Source organism: Streptomyces sp. VTCC 41912, from assembly GCF_045799175.1.
Classification (GTDB): domain Bacteria; phylum Actinomycetota; class Actinomycetes; order Streptomycetales; family Streptomycetaceae; genus Streptomyces; species Streptomyces albulus_C.
On the sequence record NZ_JBJMAB010000025.1, the window covers coordinates 91,311 to 113,743 of the forward strand.

At 69.8% G+C, this 22,433-nt stretch carries 20 protein-coding genes and 1 pseudogene; 17 read left to right on the forward strand and 4 right to left on the reverse strand.

Annotation, left to right across the window (positions count from 1 at the left end):
• Positions 1–73 precede the first annotated feature (73 nt).
• From arc to prcA, 6 genes and pseudogenes are all read left to right on the forward strand, one after another.
• Positions 74–1,840, forward strand: coding sequence for a proteasome ATPase (gene arc / locus ACJ6WD_RS28305; protein WP_233658026.1), 1,767 nt, complete (start codon positions 74–76; stop codon positions 1,838–1,840).
• A gap of 275 nt (positions 1,841–2,115) precedes the next feature.
• On the forward strand, positions 2,116–3,627 hold the full coding sequence (dop, locus tag ACJ6WD_RS28310) for a depupylase/deamidase Dop (RefSeq protein WP_016570827.1): 1,512 nt from the start codon (positions 2,116–2,118) through the stop codon (positions 3,625–3,627).
• Positions 3,628–3,815: 188 nt separating this feature from the next.
• Entirely contained in the window at positions 3,816–4,034 is a 219-nt protein-coding gene (locus tag ACJ6WD_RS28315) for a ubiquitin-like protein Pup (protein WP_016570828.1), read from the forward strand.
• Positions 4,035–4,058: 24 nt separating this feature from the next.
• Positions 4,059–4,229 (forward strand): annotated as a pseudogene (locus ACJ6WD_RS28320) (hypothetical protein); the annotation flags it as partial.
• A 79-nt stretch (positions 4,230–4,308) separates the two neighbouring features.
• On the forward strand, positions 4,309–5,154 hold the full coding sequence (gene prcB, locus ACJ6WD_RS28325) for a proteasome subunit beta (RefSeq protein WP_233658025.1): 846 nt from the start codon (positions 4,309–4,311) through the stop codon (positions 5,152–5,154).
• Positions 5,155–5,224: 70 nt separating this feature from the next.
• Entirely contained in the window at positions 5,225–6,052 is an 828-nt protein-coding gene (prcA, locus tag ACJ6WD_RS28330; RefSeq protein ID WP_233658024.1) for a proteasome subunit alpha, read from the forward strand.
• A gap of 56 nt (positions 6,053–6,108) precedes the next feature.
• Here prcA and ACJ6WD_RS28335 read toward each other — a convergent pair whose 3' ends face one another.
• On the reverse strand, positions 6,109–7,218 hold the full coding sequence (locus ACJ6WD_RS28335; protein WP_331247615.1) for a LacI family DNA-binding transcriptional regulator: 1,110 nt from the start codon (positions 7,216–7,218) through the stop codon (positions 6,109–6,111).
• Between the two features lie 113 nt (positions 7,219–7,331).
• Here ACJ6WD_RS28335 and ACJ6WD_RS28340 point away from each other — a divergent pair, with 113 nt between their 5' ends.
• The 11 genes from ACJ6WD_RS28340 to ACJ6WD_RS28390 all read left to right on the forward strand — a co-directional run bounded on the left by ACJ6WD_RS28340 (position 7,332) and on the right by ACJ6WD_RS28390 (position 19,396).
• Positions 7,332–8,591: an MFS transporter gene (locus ACJ6WD_RS28340; RefSeq protein WP_016570832.1), complete on the forward strand. Its 1,260-nt coding sequence runs from the start codon at positions 7,332–7,334 to the stop codon at positions 8,589–8,591.
• A gap of 9 nt (positions 8,592–8,600) precedes the next feature.
• Positions 8,601–9,962, forward strand: a complete 1,362-nt coding sequence (gene pafA, locus ACJ6WD_RS28345; protein ID WP_407616779.1) for a Pup--protein ligase — start codon at positions 8,601–8,603, stop codon at positions 9,960–9,962.
• 152 nt (positions 9,963–10,114) lie between these two features.
• A complete protein-coding gene (locus ACJ6WD_RS28350; protein WP_078488511.1) occupies positions 10,115–11,131 on the forward strand; it encodes an FKBP-type peptidyl-prolyl cis-trans isomerase in 1,017 nt (338 codons plus the stop codon).
• A 68-nt stretch (positions 11,132–11,199) separates the two neighbouring features.
• On the forward strand, positions 11,200–11,571 hold the full coding sequence (locus ACJ6WD_RS28355) for an FKBP-type peptidyl-prolyl cis-trans isomerase (protein ID WP_016570835.1): 372 nt from the start codon (positions 11,200–11,202) through the stop codon (positions 11,569–11,571).
• Positions 11,572–11,685: 114 nt separating this feature from the next.
• Complete coding sequence (locus tag ACJ6WD_RS28360) at positions 11,686–12,678, forward strand: YafY family protein (protein ID WP_233658021.1); 993 nt, start codon at positions 11,686–11,688, stop codon at positions 12,676–12,678.
• 13 nt (positions 12,679–12,691) lie between these two features.
• The gene (locus ACJ6WD_RS28365) at positions 12,692–13,642 is read left to right on the forward strand and encodes a YafY family protein (RefSeq protein ID WP_016570837.1); all 951 of its coding nucleotides are present in this window, start codon (positions 12,692–12,694) and stop codon (positions 13,640–13,642) included.
• 60 nt (positions 13,643–13,702) lie between these two features.
• The gene (locus ACJ6WD_RS28370; RefSeq protein WP_016570838.1) at positions 13,703–13,963 is read left to right on the forward strand and encodes a hypothetical protein; all 261 of its coding nucleotides are present in this window, start codon (positions 13,703–13,705) and stop codon (positions 13,961–13,963) included.
• Between the two features lie 26 nt (positions 13,964–13,989).
• Positions 13,990–14,199, forward strand: a complete 210-nt coding sequence (locus ACJ6WD_RS28375) for a hypothetical protein (protein ID WP_016570839.1) — start codon at positions 13,990–13,992, stop codon at positions 14,197–14,199.
• A 208-nt stretch (positions 14,200–14,407) separates the two neighbouring features.
• Positions 14,408–14,707 carry a Sec-independent protein translocase subunit TatA gene (gene tatA, locus ACJ6WD_RS28380; protein ID WP_016570840.1) on the forward strand — a complete coding sequence of 100 codons (300 nt, stop codon included), beginning with the start codon at positions 14,408–14,410 and terminating at the stop codon, positions 14,705–14,707.
• A 63-nt stretch (positions 14,708–14,770) separates the two neighbouring features.
• The gene (tatC, locus tag ACJ6WD_RS28385) at positions 14,771–15,736 is read left to right on the forward strand and encodes a twin-arginine translocase subunit TatC (protein WP_407616780.1); all 966 of its coding nucleotides are present in this window, start codon (positions 14,771–14,773) and stop codon (positions 15,734–15,736) included.
• A gap of 843 nt (positions 15,737–16,579) precedes the next feature.
• The gene (locus ACJ6WD_RS28390; RefSeq protein ID WP_038518422.1) at positions 16,580–19,396 is read left to right on the forward strand and encodes an RNA helicase; all 2,817 of its coding nucleotides are present in this window, start codon (positions 16,580–16,582) and stop codon (positions 19,394–19,396) included.
• An 88-nt stretch (positions 19,397–19,484) separates the two neighbouring features.
• Here the strand turns inward: ACJ6WD_RS28390 and ACJ6WD_RS28395 are convergent, their stop codons facing one another.
• From ACJ6WD_RS28395 to ACJ6WD_RS28405, 3 genes are all read right to left on the reverse strand, one after another.
• Positions 19,485–20,609 carry an LLM class flavin-dependent oxidoreductase gene (locus ACJ6WD_RS28395; RefSeq protein WP_407616781.1) on the reverse strand — a complete coding sequence of 375 codons (1,125 nt, stop codon included), beginning with the start codon at positions 20,607–20,609 and terminating at the stop codon, positions 19,485–19,487.
• Positions 20,610–20,940: 331 nt separating this feature from the next.
• Complete coding sequence (locus ACJ6WD_RS28400; RefSeq protein WP_233658019.1) at positions 20,941–21,393, reverse strand: ABA4-like family protein; 453 nt, start codon at positions 21,391–21,393, stop codon at positions 20,941–20,943.
• Positions 21,390–22,325, reverse strand: a complete 936-nt coding sequence (locus ACJ6WD_RS28405; RefSeq protein WP_374206804.1) for a hypothetical protein — start codon at positions 22,323–22,325, stop codon at positions 21,390–21,392. Before ACJ6WD_RS28405 ends, ACJ6WD_RS28400 begins: the two co-directional genes overlap by 4 nt.
• Positions 22,326–22,433: the final 108 nt, after the last annotated feature.

The window sequence follows — 22,433 nt, forward strand, 5'->3', positions numbered from 1 at the left end:
ATCTAGGGGTTTCAACCTGCACCGGCCCAGGTAGGGTCTGGAAGCGTCCAGCTCCTTGGAGGAGGTGAGGACCGTGGCAGCCCACGACGACGACATCAACCGCGGCATCCGGCCGGGGCGCGGGTCTGAAGATCCAGCCGGTCAGGTTGCCTATCTTGAGCAGGAGATCGCCGTCCTGCGACGTAAGCTCGCCGACTCTCCGCGGCACACGAGGATTCTCGAAGAGCGGATCGTCGAGCTGCAGACCAACCTGGCCGGCGTGTCCGCCCAGAACGAACGCCTCGCCAATACGCTCCGCGAGGCCCGCGACCAGATCGTGGCCCTCAAGGAAGAGGTCGACCGGCTCGCACAGCCGCCGGCCGGTTTCGGTGTCTTCCTGCAGGCGAACGAGGACGGCACCGTCGACATCTTCACCGGGGGCCGCAAGCTCCGGGTGAACGCCAGCCCCAGCGTCGAGGCCGAGGACCTCCGGCGCGGCCAAGAAGTGATGCTCAACGAAGCGCTCAACGTGGTCGAGGCCATGGAGTTCGAGAGCGCCGGCGACATCGTCACCCTCAAGGAAGTCCTGGAGGACGGCGAGCGCGCGCTGGTCATCGGGCACACCGACGAGGAGCGGGTGGTGCGGCTCGCCGAGCCGCTGCTGGACATCACCATCCGCCCCGGCGACGCCCTGCTGCTCGACTCCCGCTCCGGCTACGTCTACGAGGTCATTCCCAAGAGCGAGGTCGAGGAGCTGGTCCTCGAAGAGGTCCCGGACATCGACTACACCAAGATCGGCGGTCTGAGCGGTCAGATCGAGCTGATCCGCGACGCGGTCGAGCTCCCCTACCTCTACCCGGACCTCTTCAAGGAGCACGAACTCCGCCCGCCCAAGGGCGTCTTGCTCTACGGCCCGCCCGGCTGCGGCAAGACGCTCATCGCCAAGGCGGTCGCCAACTCCCTTGCCAAGAAGGTCGCCGAGGTGACCGGGCAGCCCGCGGGGAAGAGCTTCTTCCTGAACATCAAGGGCCCCGAGCTGCTCAACAAGTACGTCGGCGAAACCGAGCGGCACATCCGCCTGGTCTTCCAACGCGCCAGGGAGAAGGCGAGCGAGGGCACGCCCGTCATCGTCTTCTTCGACGAGATGGACTCCCTCTTCCGCACCCGTGGATCCGGGGTCAGCTCGGACGTGGAGAACACCATCGTCCCGCAGCTGCTCTCCGAGATCGACGGCGTCGAGGGCCTGGAAAACGTGATCGTCATCGGTGCCTCGAACCGCGAGGACATGATCGACCCGGCGATCCTGCGCCCCGGCCGCCTCGACGTGAAGATCAAGATTGAGCGTCCGGACGCGGAGGCAGCCAAGGACATCTTCTCGAAGTACCTCACGGAAAGGCTCCCGCTGCACGCCGACGATCTCGCCGAGCACGGGAATTCCCGTAAGGCTGCGGTCAGCGGAATGATCCAGTCGGTCGTCGAGCAGATGTATGCGGAATCCGAGGAAAACCGTTTCCTGGAGGTCACCTACGCCAATGGTGACAAGGAAGTCCTCTACTTCAAGGACTTCAACTCCGGCGCGATGATCGAAAACATCGTGGGTCGTGCGAAGAAGATGGCCATCAAGGCTTTCCTGGAGCACAACCAGAAGGGTCTGCGGGTCGCGCACCTCCTCCAGGCGTGCGTGGACGAGTTCAAGGAGAACGAGGACCTGCCCAACACCACCAACCCGGACGACTGGGCGCGGATCTCCGGAAAGAAGGGCGAGCGGATCGTCTACATCCGCACCCTCGTCACCGGAAAGCAGGGCGCGGACACCGGTCGCTCCATCGACACGGTGGCGAATACCGGCCAATACCTGTAACACCGCTCTCCGGCTGCGGATGTCCTGGATGGGGCGTCCGCAGCCGGACGCTTTTCCGGGGGCGCGCGGGCCGCTGGGGCGGTCCGGCGACGGACCAGGGAAAACCGGACTGGAGCAATGACTGTAATGATCTCCCCAGCGCCGCAAAGGCGTTCTAGGCTCTTCGGTACCGCTGCGTCTCGCTGTGCGGGTGCGGGGAACGCACGGGAACCGGAAGTGCAGCGGTTTTTGAGCGCCTGCCCCATCCGGGGGCGCCGCCGGGCAAGGAGGGCCGCATGACCGTACGGCGAGTAATGGGTATCGAGACGGAGTACGGGATCTCCGTCCCCGGTCACCCGAACGCCAATGCCATGCTCACCTCGTCCCAGGTCGTCAACGCGTACGCGGCGGCGATGCACCGGGCACGACGTGCTCGCTGGGACTTCGAGGAGGAGAACCCGCTGCGGGACGCGCGAGGCTTCGACCTCGCCCGTGAGGCCGCCGACTCCAGCCAGCTCACGGACGAGGACATCGGCCTGGCCAACGTCATCCTCACCAACGGGGCCAGGCTCTACGTCGACCACGCCCACCCCGAGTACAGCGCGCCCGAGGTCACCAATCCGCGCGACGCGGTCCTGTGGGACAAGGCCGGCGAGCGGATCATGGCGGAGGCCGCCGAGCGCGCGGCGCAGGTCCCGGGCGCCCAGCCCATCCACCTCTACAAGAACAACACCGACAACAAGGGCGCCTCCTACGGGACGCACGAGAACTACCTGATGAAGCGGGAGACCCCGTTCTCGGACATCGTGCGCCACCTGACCCCGTTCTTCGTCTCCCGGCAGGTGGTCACCGGCGCCGGCCGGGTCGGGATCGGCCAGGACGGCCACGAGCACGGCTTCCAGATCAGCCAGCGCGCCGACTACTTCGAGGTGGAGGTGGGCCTGGAGACGACCCTCAAGCGGCCCATCATCAACACCCGGGACGAACCGCACGCGGACGCCGAGAAGTACCGCCGGCTGCACGTGATCATCGGCGACGCCAACCTCTCCGAGATCTCGACGTACCTGAAGCTGGGCACGACGGCGCTGGTGCTGTCCATGATCGAGGACGGTTTCATCGCCGTGGACCTCGCCGTCGACCAGCCGGTCCGCACCCTGCACCAGGTCTCGCACGACCCGTCGCTGCGCCATCTGATCACGCTCCGCAGCGGGCGCACCCTGACCGCGGTGCAGCTCCAGATGGAGTACTTCGAGCTGGCCCGCAAGTACGTCGAGGACCGTTACGGCGCGGACGCCGACGAGCAGACCCGGGACGTGCTGTCCCGGTGGGAGGACGTGCTGGGCCGGTTGGAGAACGACCCGATGAGCCTGGCGGGCGAGCTGGACTGGGTCGCCAAGCGGGAGCTGATGGAGGGCTACCGCCGCCGGGACGGCCTGGACTGGGACGCCGCCCGGCTGCACCTCATCGACCTCCAGTACGCCGACGTGCGCGCCGAGAAGGGCCTGTACAACCGTCTGGTGGCGCGCGGCCGGATGAAGCGGCTGTTGGACGAGCCGGCGGTGGAGCAGGCCGAGCTGAAGCCTCCGGAGGACACCCGGGCCTATTTCCGCGGCCGCTGCCTGGAGCAGTACGCGGACGACGTGGCCGCCGCCTCGTGGGATTCGGTCATCTTCGACCTGCCCGGCCGTGACTCTCTGCAACGGGTGCCCACACTGGAACCCCTGCGCGGGACCCGTAAGCACGTGAAGGAGCTACTGGACCGCTGCCGCACGGCAGAAGAGCTGGTCAGGACGTTGTCCGGGCGCTGACGAGGGGCAGGTTCATGGCAAATACACCATGATCCGCAGTCGATCGACGGCTGAATCGGCCCTGCCGCGGGAATCATTCAGGTGACTCTCGGGCGTTGCAGCAAGTGCAGGGCCGATGTCGGACCCTGCTTGTAGGGTCGGATCTTGAAGGTCACATCGAGCGGGGCAAACCGAGCGGGGTGAGGGATATGGCGACCAAGGACAGCGGCGGCGGACAGCAGCGGGCCACCCGGTCCACCGAAGAGGTCGAGGAGCAGGCCCAGGACGCGGAAGCGTCGGGGGACCTCAAGGAGCGCCAGGAGAAATTGTCCGACGACGTGGATTCCGTCCTGGACGAGATCGACGACGTCCTCGAAGAAAATGCCGAGGACTTCGTGCGGTCATTTGTCCAAAAAGGCGGACAGTAAGCGCAAATCGGGCGCTTATCTCTGATGCTCGCCGGCCGGTGTGCCGTGCGCGGTGCGAAAAGAAATTCCCGCGTACGGCGCCCGGTCGGCGCGCACGGCTTCGGGCGGATTCTGCCCGGCCCGTTCGATACCGGATCCCGACATGTGGATCACGGCTCCGGGACGGGTAGGGTCCCAGGCGTACTCTGCTTCAGCTGCAATGCAGCCGTGGGTCAATTCAAGGATCGGCCGGACGTACTTCGGGGCGGGCGGCCGAGTATCCGGAAGGAAACGTGTGGAAGCCAATACACCGAGCACCGGGCGTCTGCCAGCTGCCTTCCTGACGCCTGGATCCTCGTCATTCATGGACTTCCTCGGGCAACAGGCGCCCGAGCTGTTGCCGGGCAAGCGCTCGCTGCCGCCCGTGCAGGGCGTCATCGAGGCGCCGCACGGCACGACCATCGTGGCGGTGTCGTTCCCCGGCGGTGTGGTGCTCGCCGGTGACCGCCGGGCGACGATGGGCAACGTCATCGCTCAGCGCGACATGGAGAAGGTCTTCCCGACCGACGAGTACTCGGCGGTCGGGATGGCGGGCACGGCCGGCCTCGCGATCGAGATGGTCAAGCTCTTCCAGCTGGAGCTGGAGCACTTCGAGAAGGTCGAGGGCGCCCAACTCTCCCTGGAGGGCAAGGCGAACCGGCTCTCGACGATGATCCGCAGCAACCTCGGGATGGCCATGCAGGGCCTCGCCGTGGTGCCGCTCTTCGCCGGCTACGACCTGGAGCGCGAGACGGGCCGGATCTTCTCCTACGACGTCACCGGCGGGCGTTCGGAGGAGCACGGCTTCGCGGCGACCGGCTCCGGTTCGGTCTTCGCGCGCAGTGCGCTCAAGAAGCTGCTCCGCGAGGACTTCACGGAGCAGCAGGCCGCCACCGCCGTCGTCCAGGCGCTCTACGACGCCGCCGACGACGACTCGGCGACCGGTGGTCCGGACTTGGCGCGGCGGATCTACCCGATCGTCACGGTCATCACCGAAGAGGGATTCAAGAAGTTGACCGAGGCGGAGGTCTCGGAGATCGTCCGCGCCGTGCACGAGAGGCGCCTCGAACAGCCCGACGGCCCGCGCGCCGCGCTGCTCTGACGGGACGGATGGTTTCGTGGTGCGCCCCCAGACAGCGAGAGAGCTTTTGACAGGAAGGGACGGATAGCCGGTGTCGACGCCGTTCTATGTCTCACCCCAGCAGGCCATGGCCGACCGCGCCGAGTACGCCCGCAAGGGCATCGCGCGCGGGCGCAGCGTCGTGGTGTTGCAGTACACCGACGGCGTGCTCTTCGTCGCCGAGAATCCGTCCCGCGCCCTGCACAAGGTCAGCGAGATCTATGACCGGATCGCCTTCGCGGCGGTCGGCAAGTACAACGAGTTCGAGAACCTGCGGATCGGTGGCGTGCGCTACGCCGACCTGCGCGGTTACACCTACCACCGGGAGGACGTGACCGCCCGCGGGCTGGCCAACGTCTACGCCCAGACGCTCGGCACGATCTTCTCCAGCGCCGCCGAGAAGCCCTACGAGGTGGAGCTGATCGTCGCCGAGGTGGGCAACGCCCCCGAGGACGACCAGATCTACCGACTGCCGCACGACGGCTCGATCGTGGACGAGCACGGCTCGGTCGCGGTGGGCGGCAACGCCGACCAGATCAGCACCTACCTCGACCAGCGCCACCGCGACGGAATGTCGCTGGCCGAGGCGCTGCGGCTGGCCGTCGACTCGCTCTCCCGGGACACCAACGGCGGCGAGCGCACGCTGACCGCCGAGCAGCTCGAGGTCGCGGTGCTGGACCGCACCCGTCCGCAGAAGCGGAAGTTCAAGCGGATCCTGGGGCGTCAGCTGTCCCGGCTGCTGGACGAGCACGCCGACGCGGAGCAGGAGAAGGACGAGCCCGCGGCGGACGCGGGGGAGTCCTCGGGTGACGCCCCGTCGGGCAAGGGCGGCAAGAGCACCGGCAAGGACACCGGCGCGGAGTCCGACGCGGACGACTGACCGGAGCAGTTCCTCCGCTTCCGGGCCGCACGGCACGGACCGCGCGCCCCGGTGGGTCATCGCCCGCCGGGGCGCGCGCCGTTGTGTCCGGCGTCCGGCGGCGGGGCCGTGGAGCCGCGCGGCACGAGGGCGACCGGCAGGGTGGCGGCCTCGACCGGGGTGCCGTCCAGAACGGCCATCAGGGCCCGCATCCCGGCCTCCCCGAACTCCTCGGCGGGCAGTCGAACGGTCGTCAGTTCCGGCTCCACGGCGACCGCGAGGGCCAGGTCGTCGAATCCGGTGACCGAGACGTCCTCCGGGATGCGCAGGCCGAGCCGGCGGACCGCCTTGCAGGCGCCGGCGGCGATGATGTCGTCGTCGCACAGCAGCGCGGTGGGGCGCGGGCCGGGGCCGGTCAGCGCGGCGTGCGCGGCCCGTCGGCCGGCGTCCACGCCCAGTGCGGAGGGCTGGCGGCGCAGTACGGCGCCTGGGACGTCGGCCAGCACGTCGGCCAGGGCCCGGGCGCGGACCGCGAAGGTCCAGGACTCCACGTCGGCGGCGAGGTGGGTGATCCGGCGGTGGCCCAGTCCGGTGAGGTGGGTGGCCAACTGCCGTGCGCCGTCGGCGATGTCGAGGTTGACGGCGGCCGCGGCGGTGGGGTCGTCCGGGTCGCTGTCGAGCATCACCAGCGGCAACCCGGCACCGCGCAGCGCGGCGAGCGCGTCGGCCGCCATCGACGAGGCGATGACGCCGTCCAGCGCGGCCGAGGCGGAGTCGAAGGGGCTGGGGGCCACTCCGTTGCCCTCGGGGGAGGGGTAGAGCACCACGCCGAAATCGTGGTCCGCGGCGAGCCGTGCGGCGCCGGTGTAGACCCGCGCGAAGAACTCGGTGGTGAGCGCCGGGACGACGAGCAGCGCGGTGCGGGTGCGCCCGGTGCGCAGGCTGCGGGCGGCGAGGTTGGGGCGGTAGCCCAGCTCGCGGGCGACGCTCCGGACGACCTCTGCCTTGCCGGGGGAGACCCGGCCGCGCCACTTGTCGCCGAGGACCAGGGAGACCGCGGCCTGCGAGACGCCGGCGGCGCGTGCGACGTCGCGGCTGGTGACCCGGGCGGCGGCCCGGGCGGGCGAGCCGTCCGGCAGGTCCTGTGGGTCACCGGGTGCGGCCTCGTCGCTGGTCACCGGGCGCATCACTCCTTGGTCCGACACTGCGGGGTGGACCCGCGGGTTGCCGTCATGGTACTTATGACGCCACACGTTATACGTAACACGCCCTGGCGCGGACCGGGCGGAGAGGGGTGGGCGTGGCCGCCGGATATGCGGATTTGCTCAAGACCCGGTATGCCGCACGGCTGCTGGTCGGAACCCTGGTCGGGCGGCTGCCGAACGCCACCGCCGCGCTGGCGGTGGTCCTGTTCGTGCGCGGCCAGGGCGGCAGCTACGCCCTGGCCGGCGCGCTCTCGGCGATCTACGGCGTCTGCAACGCCCTCGGCCAGCCGCTGCTCGGCCGCGCCGTGGACCTCTACGGCCAGCCCCGGGTGATGCTGCCCGCCTCGGTGCTCTCCGGGCTGGGCATGGCGCTGCTGGCCGCCGTCGGGGTGGAGCCGCGGTGGCCCGCCTACGTCGCGATGGTGATCGCCGGGTTCTTCACCCCGCCGCTGGAGGGCGGACTGCGCGCGCTGTGGCCGGCGGTGCTCCAGCGGACGGACCGGGTGCACGCCGCGTACGCGCTCGACGCGGTGGCGCAGGAGGTCATGTTCGCGGTCGGCCCGTTGCTGGTCACCCTGTGCGTGGCCGCCTGGTCGGCCGCGGCGGCACTGCTGGTGATCAACGGCATCGGGGTGCTCGGCGCGCTCTCCGTCGCGATCTCCGCACCGTCGCGGCAGTGGCGCAGCGCGCCTCGGGAGGCGCACTGGCTCGGTGCCCTGCGCGCGCCCGGACTGCTGGTGCTGATCGGCGCGTTCTTCTTCGTCGGGCTGGCGCTGGGGTCGATCGCGGTGGCGGCGGTGGCCTATGCCGACCTGCACGGCGGCGGCATGGTCTCCAGCTACCTGCTCTCCGCGCTGGGCGTGGGGGCGCTGGCCGGCGGTCTGGTCTACGGCGCCCGCCAGTGGCCCGGGCGCCCCGAGTCGCGGCTGCGGCTGCTCGTGGGGCTGTTGGCGCTGGGCTATCTTCCGCTGTTCCTGGTGCCCGGGGTGGCCGGCATGACGGCGCTGACCGGGCTTGCCGGGGTGTTCCTGGCGCCGGCGCTGGCCTGCGCGTTCGTGGTGGTGGACCGGCACGCGCCCAAGGGGACGGTGACGGAGGCGTTCTCGTGGCTGGTGACCACGTTCGGCGTCGGTTCGGCCGCCGGCGCCTCGGTGGCCGGCCCGGCGCTGGAGAGCGGCGGACCGGCCGCGGGGTTCGCGGTCGCCGGTGTCTCCGGAGTCGCCGGTCTGCTGGTGCTTTTGTCGATGAAGCGATTCCTGGGCGATCCGGTGGCACCCGTCGACGACGCGGTCCGGGCGGAAAATGATCGAAACGGGGCCGTCGAACCCGGTTTCAGAGCAGGCCATCAGGCGTAATGTTCAGTCATGGACCGCCGCATTTTCGGGCTGGAGAACGAGTACGGCGTCACGTGCACGTTCAGGGGACAGCGCCGACTGTCACCTGACGAAGTGGCGCGGTACCTCTTCCGCCGTGTCGTGTCATGGGGCCGCAGCAGCAACGTCTTCCTGCGGAACGGCGCCCGCCTGTACTTGGACGTGGGGTCGCACCCGGAATACGCAACTCCCGAGTGCGACAACGTGACCGAACTGGTCACCCACGACAAGGCCGGCGAACGCATTCTCGAAGGTCTGCTCGTCGACGCCGAACGCCGCCTGCACGAGGAGGGAATCGCGGGCGACGTCTACCTCTTCAAGAACAACACCGATTCGGCGGGAAACTCCTACGGCTGCCACGAGAACTACCTCGTGGCCCGGCACGGGGAGTTCTCCCGGCTCGCGGACATCCTCATTCCGTTCCTCGTCACCCGGCAGTTGCTGTGCGGTGCCGGCAAGGTGCTGCAGACGCCGCGCGGCGCGGTCTACTGCGTCAGCCAGCGTGCCGAGCACATCTGGGAGGGCGTCTCCTCGGCGACGACCCGCTCCCGGCCGATCATCAACACCCGGGACGAACCGCACGCGGACGCCGAGCGCTACCGCCGGCTGCACGTCATCGTCGGCGACTCCAACATGTCCGAGACCACGATGATGCTCAAGGTCGGGGCCACGGACCTGGTGCTGCGGATGATCGAGGCGGGCACCGTCATGCGCGACCTGACGCTGGAGAACCCGATCCGGGCGATCCGCGAGGTCAGTCATGACACCACCGGCCAGCGCAAGGTGCGGCTGGCCAGTGGGCGCGAGGCGTCCGCCCTCGAAGTGCAGCAGGAATACTACGAAAAGGCCGTGGATTTCTGTGACCGTCGCGGAATCCGCACGGGCACCGTCGAACGCGTCCTGGAGTTGTGGGGCCGCACCCTCGAAGCCGTGCGCGATCAGGAACTCGATCGCATCGCGACGGAAATCGACTGGGTGATGAAGCATCAGCTCATCGAGCGGTACCGCGCGAAGAACAACATCAGCATGTCCCATCCGCGCGTGGCGCAGATAGACCTCGCGTATCACGACATCCACCGCCGCCGGGGGCTTTACTACCTCCTGGAGCGGAAGGGACAGGCGGCCCGGATCTGCAACGATCTGAAGATCTTCGAGGGGAAGTCGGTTCCGCCGCAGACCACGCGTGCGCGGCTGCGGGGCGACTTCATTCGCCGGGCTCAGGAGCAGCGCCGTGATTTCACCGTCGACTGGGTGCACCTGAAGCTCAATGACCAGGCGCAGCGCACGGTGCTGTGCAAGGACCCGTTCCGTTCCGTCGACGACCGGGTGGAGAAGCTCATCGCCGGGATGTGACGGCCGGAATCCGCGCGGTGCGCCGGGAGCGTGAATGCTCCCGGCGCATTGTCGTGCGGCGGCGGGCCGTTGTGTTAACCGGAAGCGGCCACAGCGACAGGTCGTAGAGTGGCGGGCATTGCCCATCTTCCCCACGAGCCCGAGTTGGACAGATGCTGAATACTCCCGGGGGGCGCTTCCCCCGTCCGTTCGCCACGCACACCCGCCGCGCCGCCGCTGCCGCGCTGGCGGTGCCCGTTCTGCTCCTCACCGCCGCCTGCGGGAACGACGACGGCAAGACCTCCGACGCCGCGGTGGTCAAGGTGACGGGCAAGCCGGGTGCCAAGCCCACGATCTCCGTGCCGAAGGACGCCAAGCCGGCCGACAAGGCCGTCACCAAGACCCTCATCGAGGGCAAGGGCGCGGTCGTCAACAAGGGCGACCTGGTCCGACTGGACTTCACCGCGCAGACCATGAAGGGCCAGAACCTCGGCAGCAGCTGGACCCCGCAGCCGGGCGCCAAGGAGGGTGCGGCGCGCACCCAGGTGGTCACCGAGGTCACCGACCAGATGACGCAGCAGATGGTGCCGCCGTCGGTGCTGACCGCCGCGGCCGGGCAGAAGGTCGGAGGCCGGTTCGAGGTCGAGGGCACCGCCAAGGCGCTGATCGGCGAGGGCCTCAACCCGCAGTCGGGCATCAAGCCGGAGGACGGCCTGGTCTGGGTCGTCGACGTGGTCGGCGCCAAGAAGGTGGACAAGAAGGCGAAGGCCGAGGGCACCCAGGCGGCGCCGGAGGACGGCATGCCGGAGGTGAAGGCCGCGGACGACAAGGCCGCGACGATCACCATCCCCAAGGGGGAGAAGGCGCCCACCGACCTCAAGCAGCAGGTGCTGATCAAGGGCAAGGGCCCGGAGGTCAAGGCCGGTGACGGCCTGATCGCCCAGTACACCGGCGTGAAGTGGGAGGACGGCAAGAAGTTCGACTCGTCGTGGGACCACGGCGGTGCGACGGCCTTCCAGATCGGTACCGGCCAGGTCGTCCAGGGCTGGGACCAGGCACTGGTCGGCAAGCACGTCGGTGACCGGGTCGAGATCGTGATCCCGCCGAAGCTGGGCTACGGCGCCAGCCCGCAGCACGAGCTGGCGAAGAACACCCTGGTCTTCGTGGTGGACATCGTCGGCACGGTCTGACCGGACGTTCCCCGGGATCTGCAAGACTGACCCGGTAATCGAAAAGATTCGCAAGTAGGAGCACATACGTGAACATCGACAAGCCCGAGATCGACTTCCCCGAGGGCCCGGTTCCCACCGATCTGGAGATCGTGGACCTGTGGGAGGGCGATGGGGCGGTCGCCAAGGCCGGGGACATGGTCTCCGTGCACTACGTCGGCGTCTCCTACAGCACCGGTGAGGAGTTCGACGCGAGCTGGAACCGCGGCAAGCCGCTCCAGTTCAAGCTCGGCGTCGGTCAGGTCATCCCGGGGTGGGACAAGGGTGTGCAGGGCATGAAGGTGGGCGGTCGGCGCCGGCTGACCATCCCGCCGCACCTCGCCTACGGCGAGCGCGGCGCCGGCGCCGCGATCGGCGCCAACGAGACGTTGATCTTCGTCTGCGACCTGGTCTCCGTCTGAGACCCCGCACGACACCGTGAGGGTCCGCGCCGACCGGCGCGGACCCTTTCGCTTTTGCGGTACGCACCCAGGGCGGTACGGTCACCCGTTGGGAGCTAACGAGAGAGGGCGTCGATGGCGATTGCCAAGGCCGAGCGGCTGATGAATCTGGCGCTGTGCCTGTTGGGGACGCGACGCCCGTTGACCAAGCACGAGCTGCGGTCGTCGATCGAGGCGTACCGCGACGTGTTCGGTCCGGGAGCTGGTCACGGCGCCGGAGACGACGCCTTCAACCGGATGTTCGAGCGGGACAAGGACGACCTGCGCGAGCTGGGCCTGGTCATCGAGACCGTGGACGGCATCGACGGCGAGGTCGGCTACCTCGCCCGGCGCGACAGCAACCGCCTGCCCCCGATCACGTTGGACGCCGAGGAGTCCGCCGCCCTCGGACTGGCCGCCAAGGTCTGGCAGCAGGCCCGGCTGGCCGGCGCCGCCAGCGGCGCGCTGCAGAAGCTGCGGGCGGCCGGGATGCCGCTGGCCGGGGACGTCGACGACGTGGACGCCGCTGCGCCGCACAGCGCGTTGGAACCCCGGATCCCCGCCCACGAGGCGTCCTTCGAACCGCTGATGCTGGCCTGCCGGGACCGCCGCCCGGTCGTCTTCGACTACCGCAAGTCCAACGCCGCGCGGCCCGAGCAGCGCCACCTCGAACCGTGGATCCTGGAGTGCTGGCGCGGCCACTGGTACGTGGCCGGCTGGGACCGGGACCGCGGCGCCGAGCGGGTCTTCCGGCTCTCCCGGATCACCGGCAAGGTCCGTTCCCGGCAGGGCAAGTTCACCGCGCCGGTGCCGGACCACGTCACCGTCCGCGAGACCGTCGAGCGCTGGGCGGGGGAGGCCGCCACCGGCACCGCACGGATCAAGCTCCGCGCCGGGCACGGCTATCCGCTGCGCGCCCGCGCCCTCGCCGTCCATCCGGTGGACGGCGACTGGGACGAGTTGGAGATCCCCTACGGGCACGGACTCGACGCCTGGTTGGTGGAGTTCGGGCCCGACGTGGTCGTACTGGAACCGGCGGAGCTGCGGGCCGAGGTCATCGACCGGCTGCGCGCGGTGGCCAAGGGCTGAGGGGAGCAGGACCATGGCTGCGAACGCGATCGACCAGACCCGCCGGATGCTGTCGCTGGTGACGTACCTGCGCGAGCGCCCCGGCGCCCGCGTCGGCGACGTCGCGCGCGCCTTCGGCATCACCGAGGACGAGCTGATCGCCGACCTCGACGTGCTGCCGATGTGCGGGACGAGCTTCCGCGGCGGCGACCTGATGGACATCGACACCGACGGCGACCGGATCTGGTGGCACAACCCCGACGACGTCGCCGAGCCGCTCCGGCTGGCCGCCGACGAGGCCACCGCGCTGCTGGTGGCGGCCCGTGCGGTGGCCACCCTCCCGGGGCTGCGCGAGGGCGACCGGCAGGCGTTGCTGCGGGCCACCGCCAAGCTGGAGGCGGCGGCCGGCGAGGCGGCCGGTGCCAGCTCCCGGCTGTCGGTGACGTTCGAGTCCGAGGGCGGGGTCTTCGCGGACGTGGACCGCGCCATCGCCGAGCGGCGCCGGCTGTGGCTGCGCTACTACTCCCCGGCCCGCGACGAGCTGACCGAGCGCGAGGTGGACCCGATCCGGTTGTTCGCGGTCGGCCACACCTACATGGAGGCGTGGTGCCGGCTCTCCGAGGCCCGGCGCACCTTCCGGCTCGACCGGGTCGCCGAGATCAAGCTGCTGGACGCGCCCGCCGACCCGCCGCCGGTCGAGCTGCGCGACCTGTCGGAAGGGCTGGTGCAGCCCGCGGCCGAGGACCCCGAGGTGGCCATCGAGGTGGGCCCCGGCGGTCGGTGGGTCGCCGAGTACTACCCGCACGACAGCGCCGAGGAACTGCCCGACGGGGGGCTGCGGATCACCCTGCGCACCCCCGACCCGGCGTCGCTGCGACGGCTGGCCCTTCGACTCGGCCGGGACGGCCGGATCGTGTCGCCGCCCGCCCTTGAGGCGAGCGCCCGGGAAGCCGCCCGGCAGGCGCTGGCGGCGTACGGCGAGTGAGACCGGCCCGTCCGGTGGGCGGGCCGGCGCACCGTTGACCGTAGGAGAAGGCAGCGAAGGATGACGACCACGATGGTGACGACCACGCTGGCGGGCATGACCGCTCCGGTGCTCTTCAAGGCGGCGTGTCCGGAGTGCCGCGGGCGTTTCGAACTGGCCTCGGACGCCTTCCGGCTGGCGATCGGCGCCAGCCGCCGCACCACCTTCTACTCCTTCACCTGCCCCGACTGCGACCGGGCGGTGCGCAAGCCGGCCGGCGAGCGGATCGTGGAACTGCTCACCGGCGGCGGGGTGCGCACGCTGCGGCTGCACACCGGCTGACCGGGACGAACGGATAGGCTCGCGGCATGCTCTGGCCCATGATCGCCATCGCCCTGGGGTTCCTGGGGCTCGTCGTCCTCGGCGTCCTCGCCGTCCGCGTCTTCGCCGAGGTGCGGCGACTGGCCCGGGCGGTCGGCACGGCCACCGAGCGGATCCAGCGGGCCACGGAGGACCTGGAGCGGGCCGCGGTGCCGCTCGCCGCGCGGATGCACGACCTGGGACGCGAACGGACCTGAGCGCGGTCGCACCCTGCTGTTGCGTGCCCCCGGCAGGTAGGCTGCTGAGCGGTTCAGACCGTGCGGTGGTGCGGGCAATCCGGAGTATGCACGGGGATTGCCGGACGTTCACCGCCGAACGTTACGATCGAGGGACCACCAGGACGCCAGTCCGACCCCATCGGCAGGCACCACAGGAGACGCCGCCCCGGCGAGAAGGTAGTCGCACATGCTAGCCAACCTGAGGCTCCCCGAGATTCTGCTGATCATCGCCGTGATCTTCCTGCTGTTCGGCGCGAAGAAGCTGCCTGACATGGCGCGTTCGCTCGGCAAGTCGGCCCGCATCCTCAAGAGCGAGGCCAAGGCGATGAAGAAGGAGGGCGAGGCGGAGCGGTCGGCTGACGGCGGCACCGCGGCGCAGGCTCCTGCCGACGCCGCCCAGCAGGCGCCTCGTACGATTCAGGCTTCGCCCGGCGACGTGGCGAGTTCGCGCCCCGTGGCCGAGCCGAACCGCACCACCCAGAGCTGACCGAGCCGATCCCGGCCGTGCCGACACCGTCGGTGCGGCTGACGTACGAGACGAGGAAGTGGGTTGCTCAAGTCTGCCCGCAAGCAGCAGATGGACCCCGAGGGGCGGATGCCCCTCGCGGCACACCTGCGTGAGCTGCGCAACCGGCTGCTGAAATCGGTGCTGGCGATCCTCGTGGTCACCGTCATCGCCATGTGGCAGTACGACCCCATCGCCCATTTCATTACAGGGCCGACCATCGCGGCTGTGGGCTGTCCCAAGGGCGCTTCTTCAGTTGGTGGGCAGCCCCATCCATGCGCGGAAATCGTCGCCAACGGCTTTATCGCTCCGTTCACGATCATGCTTAAACTGTCGCTGACCGTGGGCTTGGTTGCAGCCAGTCCGCTCTGGCTTTACCAACTGTGGGCTTTTCTCGCTCCCGGTCTGCACAAGCACGAGAAGAAGTACGCGCTGAGCTTTGTGGCTGCCGGTGCACCGCTTTTCCTGGGTGGTGCTTACCTCGCCTACGCGGTGCTGCCGACCACCGCAGGCGCGTTGGTCGGCCTGACCCCGAGCGACTGGTCCAATCTCTTCCCGGCTGACGACTTTTTCGACATCGTCACGCGCATGGTCCTGGTCTTTGGGCTGTCCTTCGAGTTGCCACTGTTGTTGGTGCTGCTCAACTTGGGTGGGGTCCTCACGGGCAAGCGAGTGCTGAGCTGGTGGCGGTTCATGGTGCTGGGCATCACCATCTTCGCGGCAGTCGCCACGCCGACCGGTGACCCTCTCACCATGTCACTGTTGGCCGCTCCGATCGTGCTGCTGTACTTCGGCGCCGTGGCCATCTGCCTCTTCAACGACCGCCGTCGAAGCCGGGCCAACCCCGACCGGGACCTGGCCGACGACGAGGCGTCCGACCTCGACCTGACCCCGGCCGAGGTCGGCGCGATCGAGCCGGTCGAGTCCAGCCAGATGCTGTCGAAGCGTGCGGATGGCGACCAGGGCGCAATCGGGTCGAGTCGGCGTGAGGGCCTTGACGACGTGACGTGATTGGGACATGAAGGGCTCATTACTGAGAGGTGATGGCCTCCAGCACCCCTTCCGGGGGGAGAATCTGAATTCTCGGCTTGCCGATGTCCTGGCTAGTGGCGAAGTGAAAGGCTTCGGACGCTTCTCGAACATGGTGTTGCGGGGCGCTCGTGAAATAAATCCAGGATGTCCCATGCAGAATGCATGATGGGCGGCTCGATGGGAGCCGCCCATCATGCATTGCTAGCGATGTGCACTTAGCATGCGCCATAGTCCTTGATGACGGTGACTCCGCCCGTGCTACGAGCGCCTGAATTTCCGTCTGCAGCAACGCACTCGTTCCAGTCGGAACTGGCGTTCCACTCTACGTGGATCTTCCGTGCGGATGAGCAGGTGTTGTGAACGTACACCGCTGTCGTGACGTTGCCATCCGCCCAGGACCAGTTAAAGCAACCGGCCGTGCCGCGGTGCATGCTTGCAATCGAAGCGGTGGTGGCTGATGCGGGACTAACAGTTGTCAGCATGGCCAAAATCGCCGCGCCTGTCACTGTCGTTACGGCGCGCTTCGTAATCGTCACATTCCCCCCTGATGTCAGTATGGTTCATTCCTCGTGCGCGAAGTTGATCTGGACTATCGGAATGGAAAGCTAGTTCGAGCGCTCGGAGGAAGTGATCACGGTAATGGCTGACGCTGGAGCGATCAAGGGGTGATTTGGACATGTATGGCGGCTGAAATCGCCACTCGCGTCCCGGCTGGCCTGTAGTCGTTATGTGACGATACGTGAGTGGGGCCCGTTTCATTTGTATGGGGCCGCCATAAAGATCCGGTCGTTGTCAGAGGTGGCCGGTAGTCTCGTAAGCACGATGACCGAGGACATGTCCCCTGCTGAGCGCTATGCCGCCGCCAAAGTCCGGGCGGCCGAGCAAGCCACCGCACTCGCGCCGTTCCGGGAGCTCTACGACTTCGACCTGGATCCCTACCAGGTCGAGGCGTGCCAGGCCCTGGAGGCCGGAAAAGGCGTGCTGGTCGCGGCTCCCACCGGATCCGGCAAGACGATCGTGGGCGAGTTCGCCGTCCACCTGGCCCTGGCCCAGGGCCGCAAATGCTTCTACACCACGCCCATCAAGGCGTTGTCCAACCAGAAGTTCCAGGACCTGGTCAAACGCTACGGCCCCGACAAGGTCGGCCTGCTGACCGGCGACAACAGCGTCAACGGCGAAGCCCCGGTGATCGTGATGACCACCGAGGTCCTGCGGAACATGCTCTACGCCGGTTCGCAGTCGCTGACCGGCCTGGGCTACGTGGTGATGGACGAGGTGCACTACCTCTCCGACCGGTTCCGCGGCGCCGTCTGGGAAGAGGTGATCATCCACCTGCCGGCGTCGGTGACGCTGGTGTCCCTGTCCGCGACGGTCTCCAACGCCGAGGAGTTCGGCGACTGGCTGGACACCGTGCGCGGCGACACCGAAGTGATCGTCTCCGAGCACCGCCCGGTGCCGCTGTGGCAGCACGTCCTGGCGGGCCGCCGGATCTACGACCTCTTCGAGGAGCGGGACGGGGCGACCGGCGGCCGCCGGGAGGTCAATCCCGACCTGGAGCGGCTGGCGCGGATGGAGAACAGCCGGCCGACGTTCGGCCGGGACAAGCGGCGCGGCCGCAACCTGCGCGAGGCCGACCGGGAGCGGGAGCGGCGCCAGCGCGCCCGGATCTGGACGCCGAGCCGGCCCGAGGTGATCGACCGGCTGGACAACGAGGGGCTGCTGCCGGCGATCACCTTCATCTTCAGCCGCGCCGGGTGCGAGGCGGCCGTCCAGCAGTGCCTCCACTCCGGCCTGCGGCTCAACGACACGGAGGCCCGGGAGAAGGTCCGGCGGATAGTCGAGGCCCGGACGGCCGGCATCCCGGACGACGACCTGCACGTGCTCGGCTACTTCGAGTGGCTGGAGGGCCTGGAGCGGGGCATCGCGGCGCACCACGCCGGGATGCTGCCCACCTTCAAGGAGGTCGTCGAGGAGCTGTTCGTCAAGGGGCTGGTCAAGGCCGTCTTCGCCACCGAGACGCTGGCGCTGGGCATCAACATGCCGGCGCGGTCGGTGGTGCTGGAGAAGCTCGTCAAGTGGAACGGCGAGCAGCACGCCGACATCACCCCCGGCGAGTACACCCAGCTGACCGGTCGGGCCGGGCGGCGCGGGATCGACGTCGAGGGCCACGCGGTGGTGCTGTGGCAGCGCGGGATGAACCCGGGGGCGCTGGCCGGCCTCGCCGGGACCCGGACGTACCCGCTGCGCTCCTCCTTCAAGCCGTCGTACAACATGGCGGTCAACCTCGTCGCGCAGTTCGGGCGGCACCGTTCGCGGGAACTGCTGGAGATGTCCTTCGCGCAGTTCCAGGCCGACCGGTCGGTGGTCGGCATCACCCGCCAGGTGCAGCGCAACGAGGAGGGCCTGGACGGCTATCGCGAGGCGATGGTCTGCCACCTCGGCGACTTCGAGGAGTACTCCCGGCTGCGGCGGGAGTTGAAGGACCGCGAGACCGAACTCGCCAAGCAGGGCGCGGTCCAGCGGCGGTCGGCGGCCGCGGCGGCGCTGGAGAAGCTGCGGCCGGGCGACGTCATCCACGTGCCGACGGGCAAGTACGCCGGGCTGGCGCTGGTGCTGGACCCGGGCATGCCCTCCGGACGGACCAACGGCCACCGCGGCATGGACGCCCAGGACGGCCCCCGGCCGCTGGTGCTGACCGCCGAGCGGCAGGTCAAGCGGCTCGCGTCGATGGACTTCCCGGTGCCGGTGACGGCCCTGGACCGGATGCGGATCCCGCGCAGCTTCAACGCCCGCAGTCCGCAGTCGCGCCGCGATCTGGCGTCCGCGCTGCGCACCAAGGCCGGCCACCTGGTGCCCTCGCGGCACCGCAAGCCGCGGGCGGAGGCGGCCGACGACCGTGAGATCGCCCGGCTGCGCAAGGACATCCGGGCCCATCCCTGCCACGGGTGCGACGAGCGGGAGGACCACGCCCGCTGGGCGGAGCGCTACCACCGGCTCCGGCGGGACACCCACCAGCTGGAGCGCCGGATCGAGGGCCGGACGAACACCATCGCGCGGACCTTCGACCGGATCTGCGCGCTGCTGACCGAGCTGGACTACCTGGAGGGGGACACCGTCACCGACGAGGGCCGCCGCTTGGGCCGGCTCTACGGCGAACTGGACCTGCTGGCCAGCGAGTGCCTGCGGGACGGCGTCTGGGAGGGGCTCGGCCCCGCCGAACTAGCCGCCTGCGCCTCGGCGTTGGTCTACGAGGCGCGCCAGGCGGACGACGCGGTGGCGCCGAAGCTGCCGGCCGGCAAGGCACGGGACGCCCTGGCGGAGATGGTGCACATCTGGGGCCGGCTGGACGCCCTGGAGGAGGACCACAAGATCAGCCAGGCCGAGGGCGTCGGCCAGCGCGAGCCGGACCTCGGCTTCGCCTGGGCCGCGTACCGCTGGGCCTCCGGCTTCGGCCTCGACGAGGTGCTGGGCGAGGCCGACATGCCGGCCGGCGACTTCGTCCGGTGGTGCAAGCAACTGGTGGACGTCCTCGGGCAGATCGCGGCGGCGGCCCCGGCCGAGGGCACGGTGGCGCGGTCCGCGCGCAAGGCGATGGACGGGGTGCTGCGCGGGGTCGTGGCGTACTCCTCGGTCGGCTGACGTCGGACGGCGGCCGTCGGGCCGCGCCGTCGGGGCGGGCGAGCGCCCGCGACGACGGCGCGGCCCGGTGGACGCCGCGCGGCTGCCGCTAGGAGGCGGTCCGCTCCGCCGGCCCCCGCGCCGCCCGTTCGGCGTCGCGCTTGGCGACCTCCTCGCGGACCAGCGGGATGACGTACCGGCCGAAGTCGATGGCGTCGTCGAGCAGGTCGTAGCCGCGGGCGGAGAGGATGTCCACGCCCAGGTCGTAGTAGTCCAGGAGGGCCTGGGCGACGGTCTCCGGGGTGCCGACCAGGGCGGTGGAGTTGCCGGCGCCGCCGGTCTCCGCGGCGGTCGGTGTCCACAGCGCCCGGTCGTGCCGTTCGCCCTGGGCGGCGACCTCCAGCAGCCGTTGGGAGCCGGCGTTCTGCGGGTTCGTCAGGGGGTGGCGGCGGCTGAGCGGCCCGCCCTCCTTGCGGGCCCTGATCCGGGCCAGGGTGCGGTGCGCCTTCTCCCAGGCCAGTTCCTCGGTGGGCGCGATGATCGGGCGGAACGCCACCTGGATCCGGGGCACGTCGGTGCGGCCGGCCGCGGCGGCGGCCGCCTTGACCGACGCGATCTGCTCGGCGGTCTGCGCCAGCGGCTCGCCCCACAGGCAGTAGATGTCCGCCTCGGCGCCGCCCGCCGCGTAGGCCGCGGGCGACGAGCCGCCGAACGACACCTGCGGGTGCGGCTGCTGGACGGGGAAGGTGTCGGAGACGAAGTCCCAGAAGCGGTAGTGCGTGCCCTCGTGGTCGAAGGGGTTGCGGCTCGTCCAGACCTGCTTGACGATCCGGATGTACTCGCGGGTGCGGGCGTAGCGCTCGTCCTTGGTGAGGGTGTCGCCCTCGCGGCGCTGTTCGTGGTCGTTGCCGCCGGTGATGAAGTGCACCGCGAGCCGGCCGTCGCTGATCCGGTCCAGCGTCGCGAAGGTCTTCGCGGCGAACGTCGGGTAGGAGACGTTGGGGCGGTGCGCCACGAGGAGTTGCAGCCGCTCGGTGTGGGCGGCCACGTAGGCGGCGGCCGGGGAGGGGTCGGGGGAGCCGGATCCGTAGGCGAACAGGACCCGGTCCCAGCCGTACTCCTCGTGGGCGCGGGCGAGTTTGAGGGTGTACTCCTTGTCGAAGGAGGCGCCGGAGCGCGGGGTGACTTCGGAGCCGTCGTGGGTGGCGGCGATGCCGAGGAACTCGACAGGCATGGGTGCGGCCTCGTCTTCTCGTCGATCATGCGTCAGTGGGCATGGCGAGGGCATGCGCGGTGCGCGGGAGGACCGGCAGGGCGGCATGCGGGTGCGCGCGGGCGGGGCGCCCGGCGCGGCACCGGGGCGTCAGAGGCAACAGGAGGCGGACCACACGCGACCGAAGTCGATGTGGTCGCGGGTGACCAGCCGTTGCTGAGGTCGCATGGGGCCAGTGGAACAGGCAGGTGCATGCGCCGTCAACCATTGCGTGGGAAAGCAAGTGCCGTGGGGCGTCGGGCGTTTGCCGGTGTGGTGGAACCGGAGCGGTCCGGTTGGGGTGTGCGGAGGGCTAGTTCGGGATCGTCGACGGGCGCTGTCCGGTGCGGTGGCGGAGGGTGCCGCGCAGGCACAGGAAGAGCAGGACGCCGACGGGTGAGAGCAGGATGGTCAGGACCAGGAGCGGGCCCATCACCAGGGGGTGGATGCCCAGGTCGCGCGCTTCGCGGTACATCCACTGGCCGAGGAAGAGGTCCCAGGCGATCAGCTGGGCCCAGATCGCCCCGGCGCCGCCGCCGAGCGCGAGCAGGCGTTGGAACCCGGCGAGGTCCGGGTGGCTGACCGCGGCCCACAGTTGCGGGAAGACCGGTATCGCCAGGGCGAGGTAGACCCCGATGACCGGCACCATGGGCAGCGGTGAGGCGGCGATCCGGTCGGTCCAGCGGCGGCCGGGCGCGAGGATCAGCAGGGCCCAGAACGGGGCCGCGAGGGCGAACGCGAGGCTGAAGAGGGTGCGGTCGGTCATGCGGTCAACTCCGTTGACTGAGTGGGGCGTTCGGTGTCGATGTCGGTGTCGGTGTGGGTCCGGGAGGTGGGGCGGAGGGCCGCGTAGCCGCCGGCCGCCGTGGCGGTGACGAGGGCGGCCAGTGCGGTGAGGGTGGGTGCGTCGGGGTGGATCAGGGCCTGGCCGCGCAGTGCCTGCCAGGTGACCAGCGCGAGCAGTCCGGTGAGGAAGCCGGCCGCGGTGAGCACCAGGCGCAGTCGCACCCGTGCGTCGCGCAGTCGGGCGCGGCGGCGGGCCAGCGCCTCGACGCCGTGGAGGAAGAGCGGCAGGGCCTGGAGTGCGTGCATGCCGACGAAGTGCGGCACGCGCAGGTCGCCGCCGGTGGTGTTCCAGCCGGTGAGCGGCATGGCCGGGCCGCCGTCGGGGACGCCGACGCTGTGCGCGCCGACGAGGGTGCGGGCGAGGCCGGCGGCCTGCTGGGCCTGCTGTTCCGGGGTGGGTGTCAACATCAGGCCGCCGAGCAGCAGCCCGGCCAGGGCGATCAGCGCGCCGAGTCGGATGGCCCAGGTCGTGGCGCGGTCGCCCAGGCGGGCCCGGAACAGGAGTGCCGCGAGGACCAGGGTGGCGAGCCAGAGGGCGACGATGGTGCCGCCCATGATCAGGAACAGGCCCCGGTCCAGGGGGGTTTCGACGTTGAAGTGGCTGCGGCGGCCGCGCAGCGTCTGGCCGATGATGATCGACATCTCGATGAGTCCGGCGACCACGACGGTGTGCGCGGCCCAGGTGCCGACCCGGCTGGGCGCGGGGCGGCGGGACAGCATCCACGCGAGCGTCAGCCCGTAGGCGGCGAACGACACCGCGAACTTCAGTGGTTTGAACCAGATCGGCGCGCCGACCGACACCCGGTCGTCGACGATCATCCCGACCGCCGCGACCACGGCCAGTGCGGCCATCGCCCATGAGAAGCCGAGCAGCGAACGGTATCTGGGCATGCGCAAGGAACCCCCTGAATGGATAGCTGCACTATGGATAGCGGTGCTCTCTGCTATCTGATAGCGCGA

Bases quoted from the DNA above. Each gene is read 5' to 3' on its own strand.
- ACJ6WD_RS28390 (WP_038518422.1), top strand. From the start codon at position 16,580: ATGACCGAGGACATGTCCCCTGCTGAGCGCTATGCCGCCGCCAAAGTC.
- ACJ6WD_RS28400 (WP_233658019.1), bottom strand. From the start codon at position 21,393: ATGACCGACCGCACCCTCTTCAGCCTCGCGTTCGCCCTCGCGGCCCCG.
- ACJ6WD_RS28365 (WP_016570837.1), top strand. From the start codon at position 12,692: ATGGCTGCGAACGCGATCGACCAGACCCGCCGGATGCTGTCGCTGGTG.
- tatA (WP_016570840.1), top strand. From the start codon at position 14,408: ATGCTAGCCAACCTGAGGCTCCCCGAGATTCTGCTGATCATCGCCGTG.
- ACJ6WD_RS28405 (WP_374206804.1), bottom strand. From the start codon at position 22,325: ATGGCCGCACTGGCCGTGGTCGCGGCGGTCGGGATGATCGTCGACGAC.
- ACJ6WD_RS28370 (WP_016570838.1), top strand. From the start codon at position 13,703: ATGACGACCACGATGGTGACGACCACGCTGGCGGGCATGACCGCTCCG.
- ACJ6WD_RS28350 (WP_078488511.1), top strand. From the start codon at position 10,115: ATGCTGAATACTCCCGGGGGGCGCTTCCCCCGTCCGTTCGCCACGCAC.
- ACJ6WD_RS28315 (WP_016570828.1), top strand. From the start codon at position 3,816: ATGGCGACCAAGGACAGCGGCGGCGGACAGCAGCGGGCCACCCGGTCC.
- ACJ6WD_RS28375 (WP_016570839.1), top strand. From the start codon at position 13,990: ATGCTCTGGCCCATGATCGCCATCGCCCTGGGGTTCCTGGGGCTCGTC.
- pafA (WP_407616779.1), top strand. From the start codon at position 8,601: ATGGACCGCCGCATTTTCGGGCTGGAGAACGAGTACGGCGTCACGTGC.
- dop (WP_016570827.1), top strand. From the start codon at position 2,116: ATGACCGTACGGCGAGTAATGGGTATCGAGACGGAGTACGGGATCTCC.
- ACJ6WD_RS28395 (WP_407616781.1), bottom strand. From the start codon at position 20,609: ATGCCTGTCGAGTTCCTCGGCATCGCCGCCACCCACGACGGCTCCGAA.
- ACJ6WD_RS28360 (WP_233658021.1), top strand. From the start codon at position 11,686: ATGGCGATTGCCAAGGCCGAGCGGCTGATGAATCTGGCGCTGTGCCTG.
- ACJ6WD_RS28335 (WP_331247615.1), bottom strand. From the start codon at position 7,218: ATGCGCCCGGTGACCAGCGACGAGGCCGCACCCGGTGACCCACAGGAC.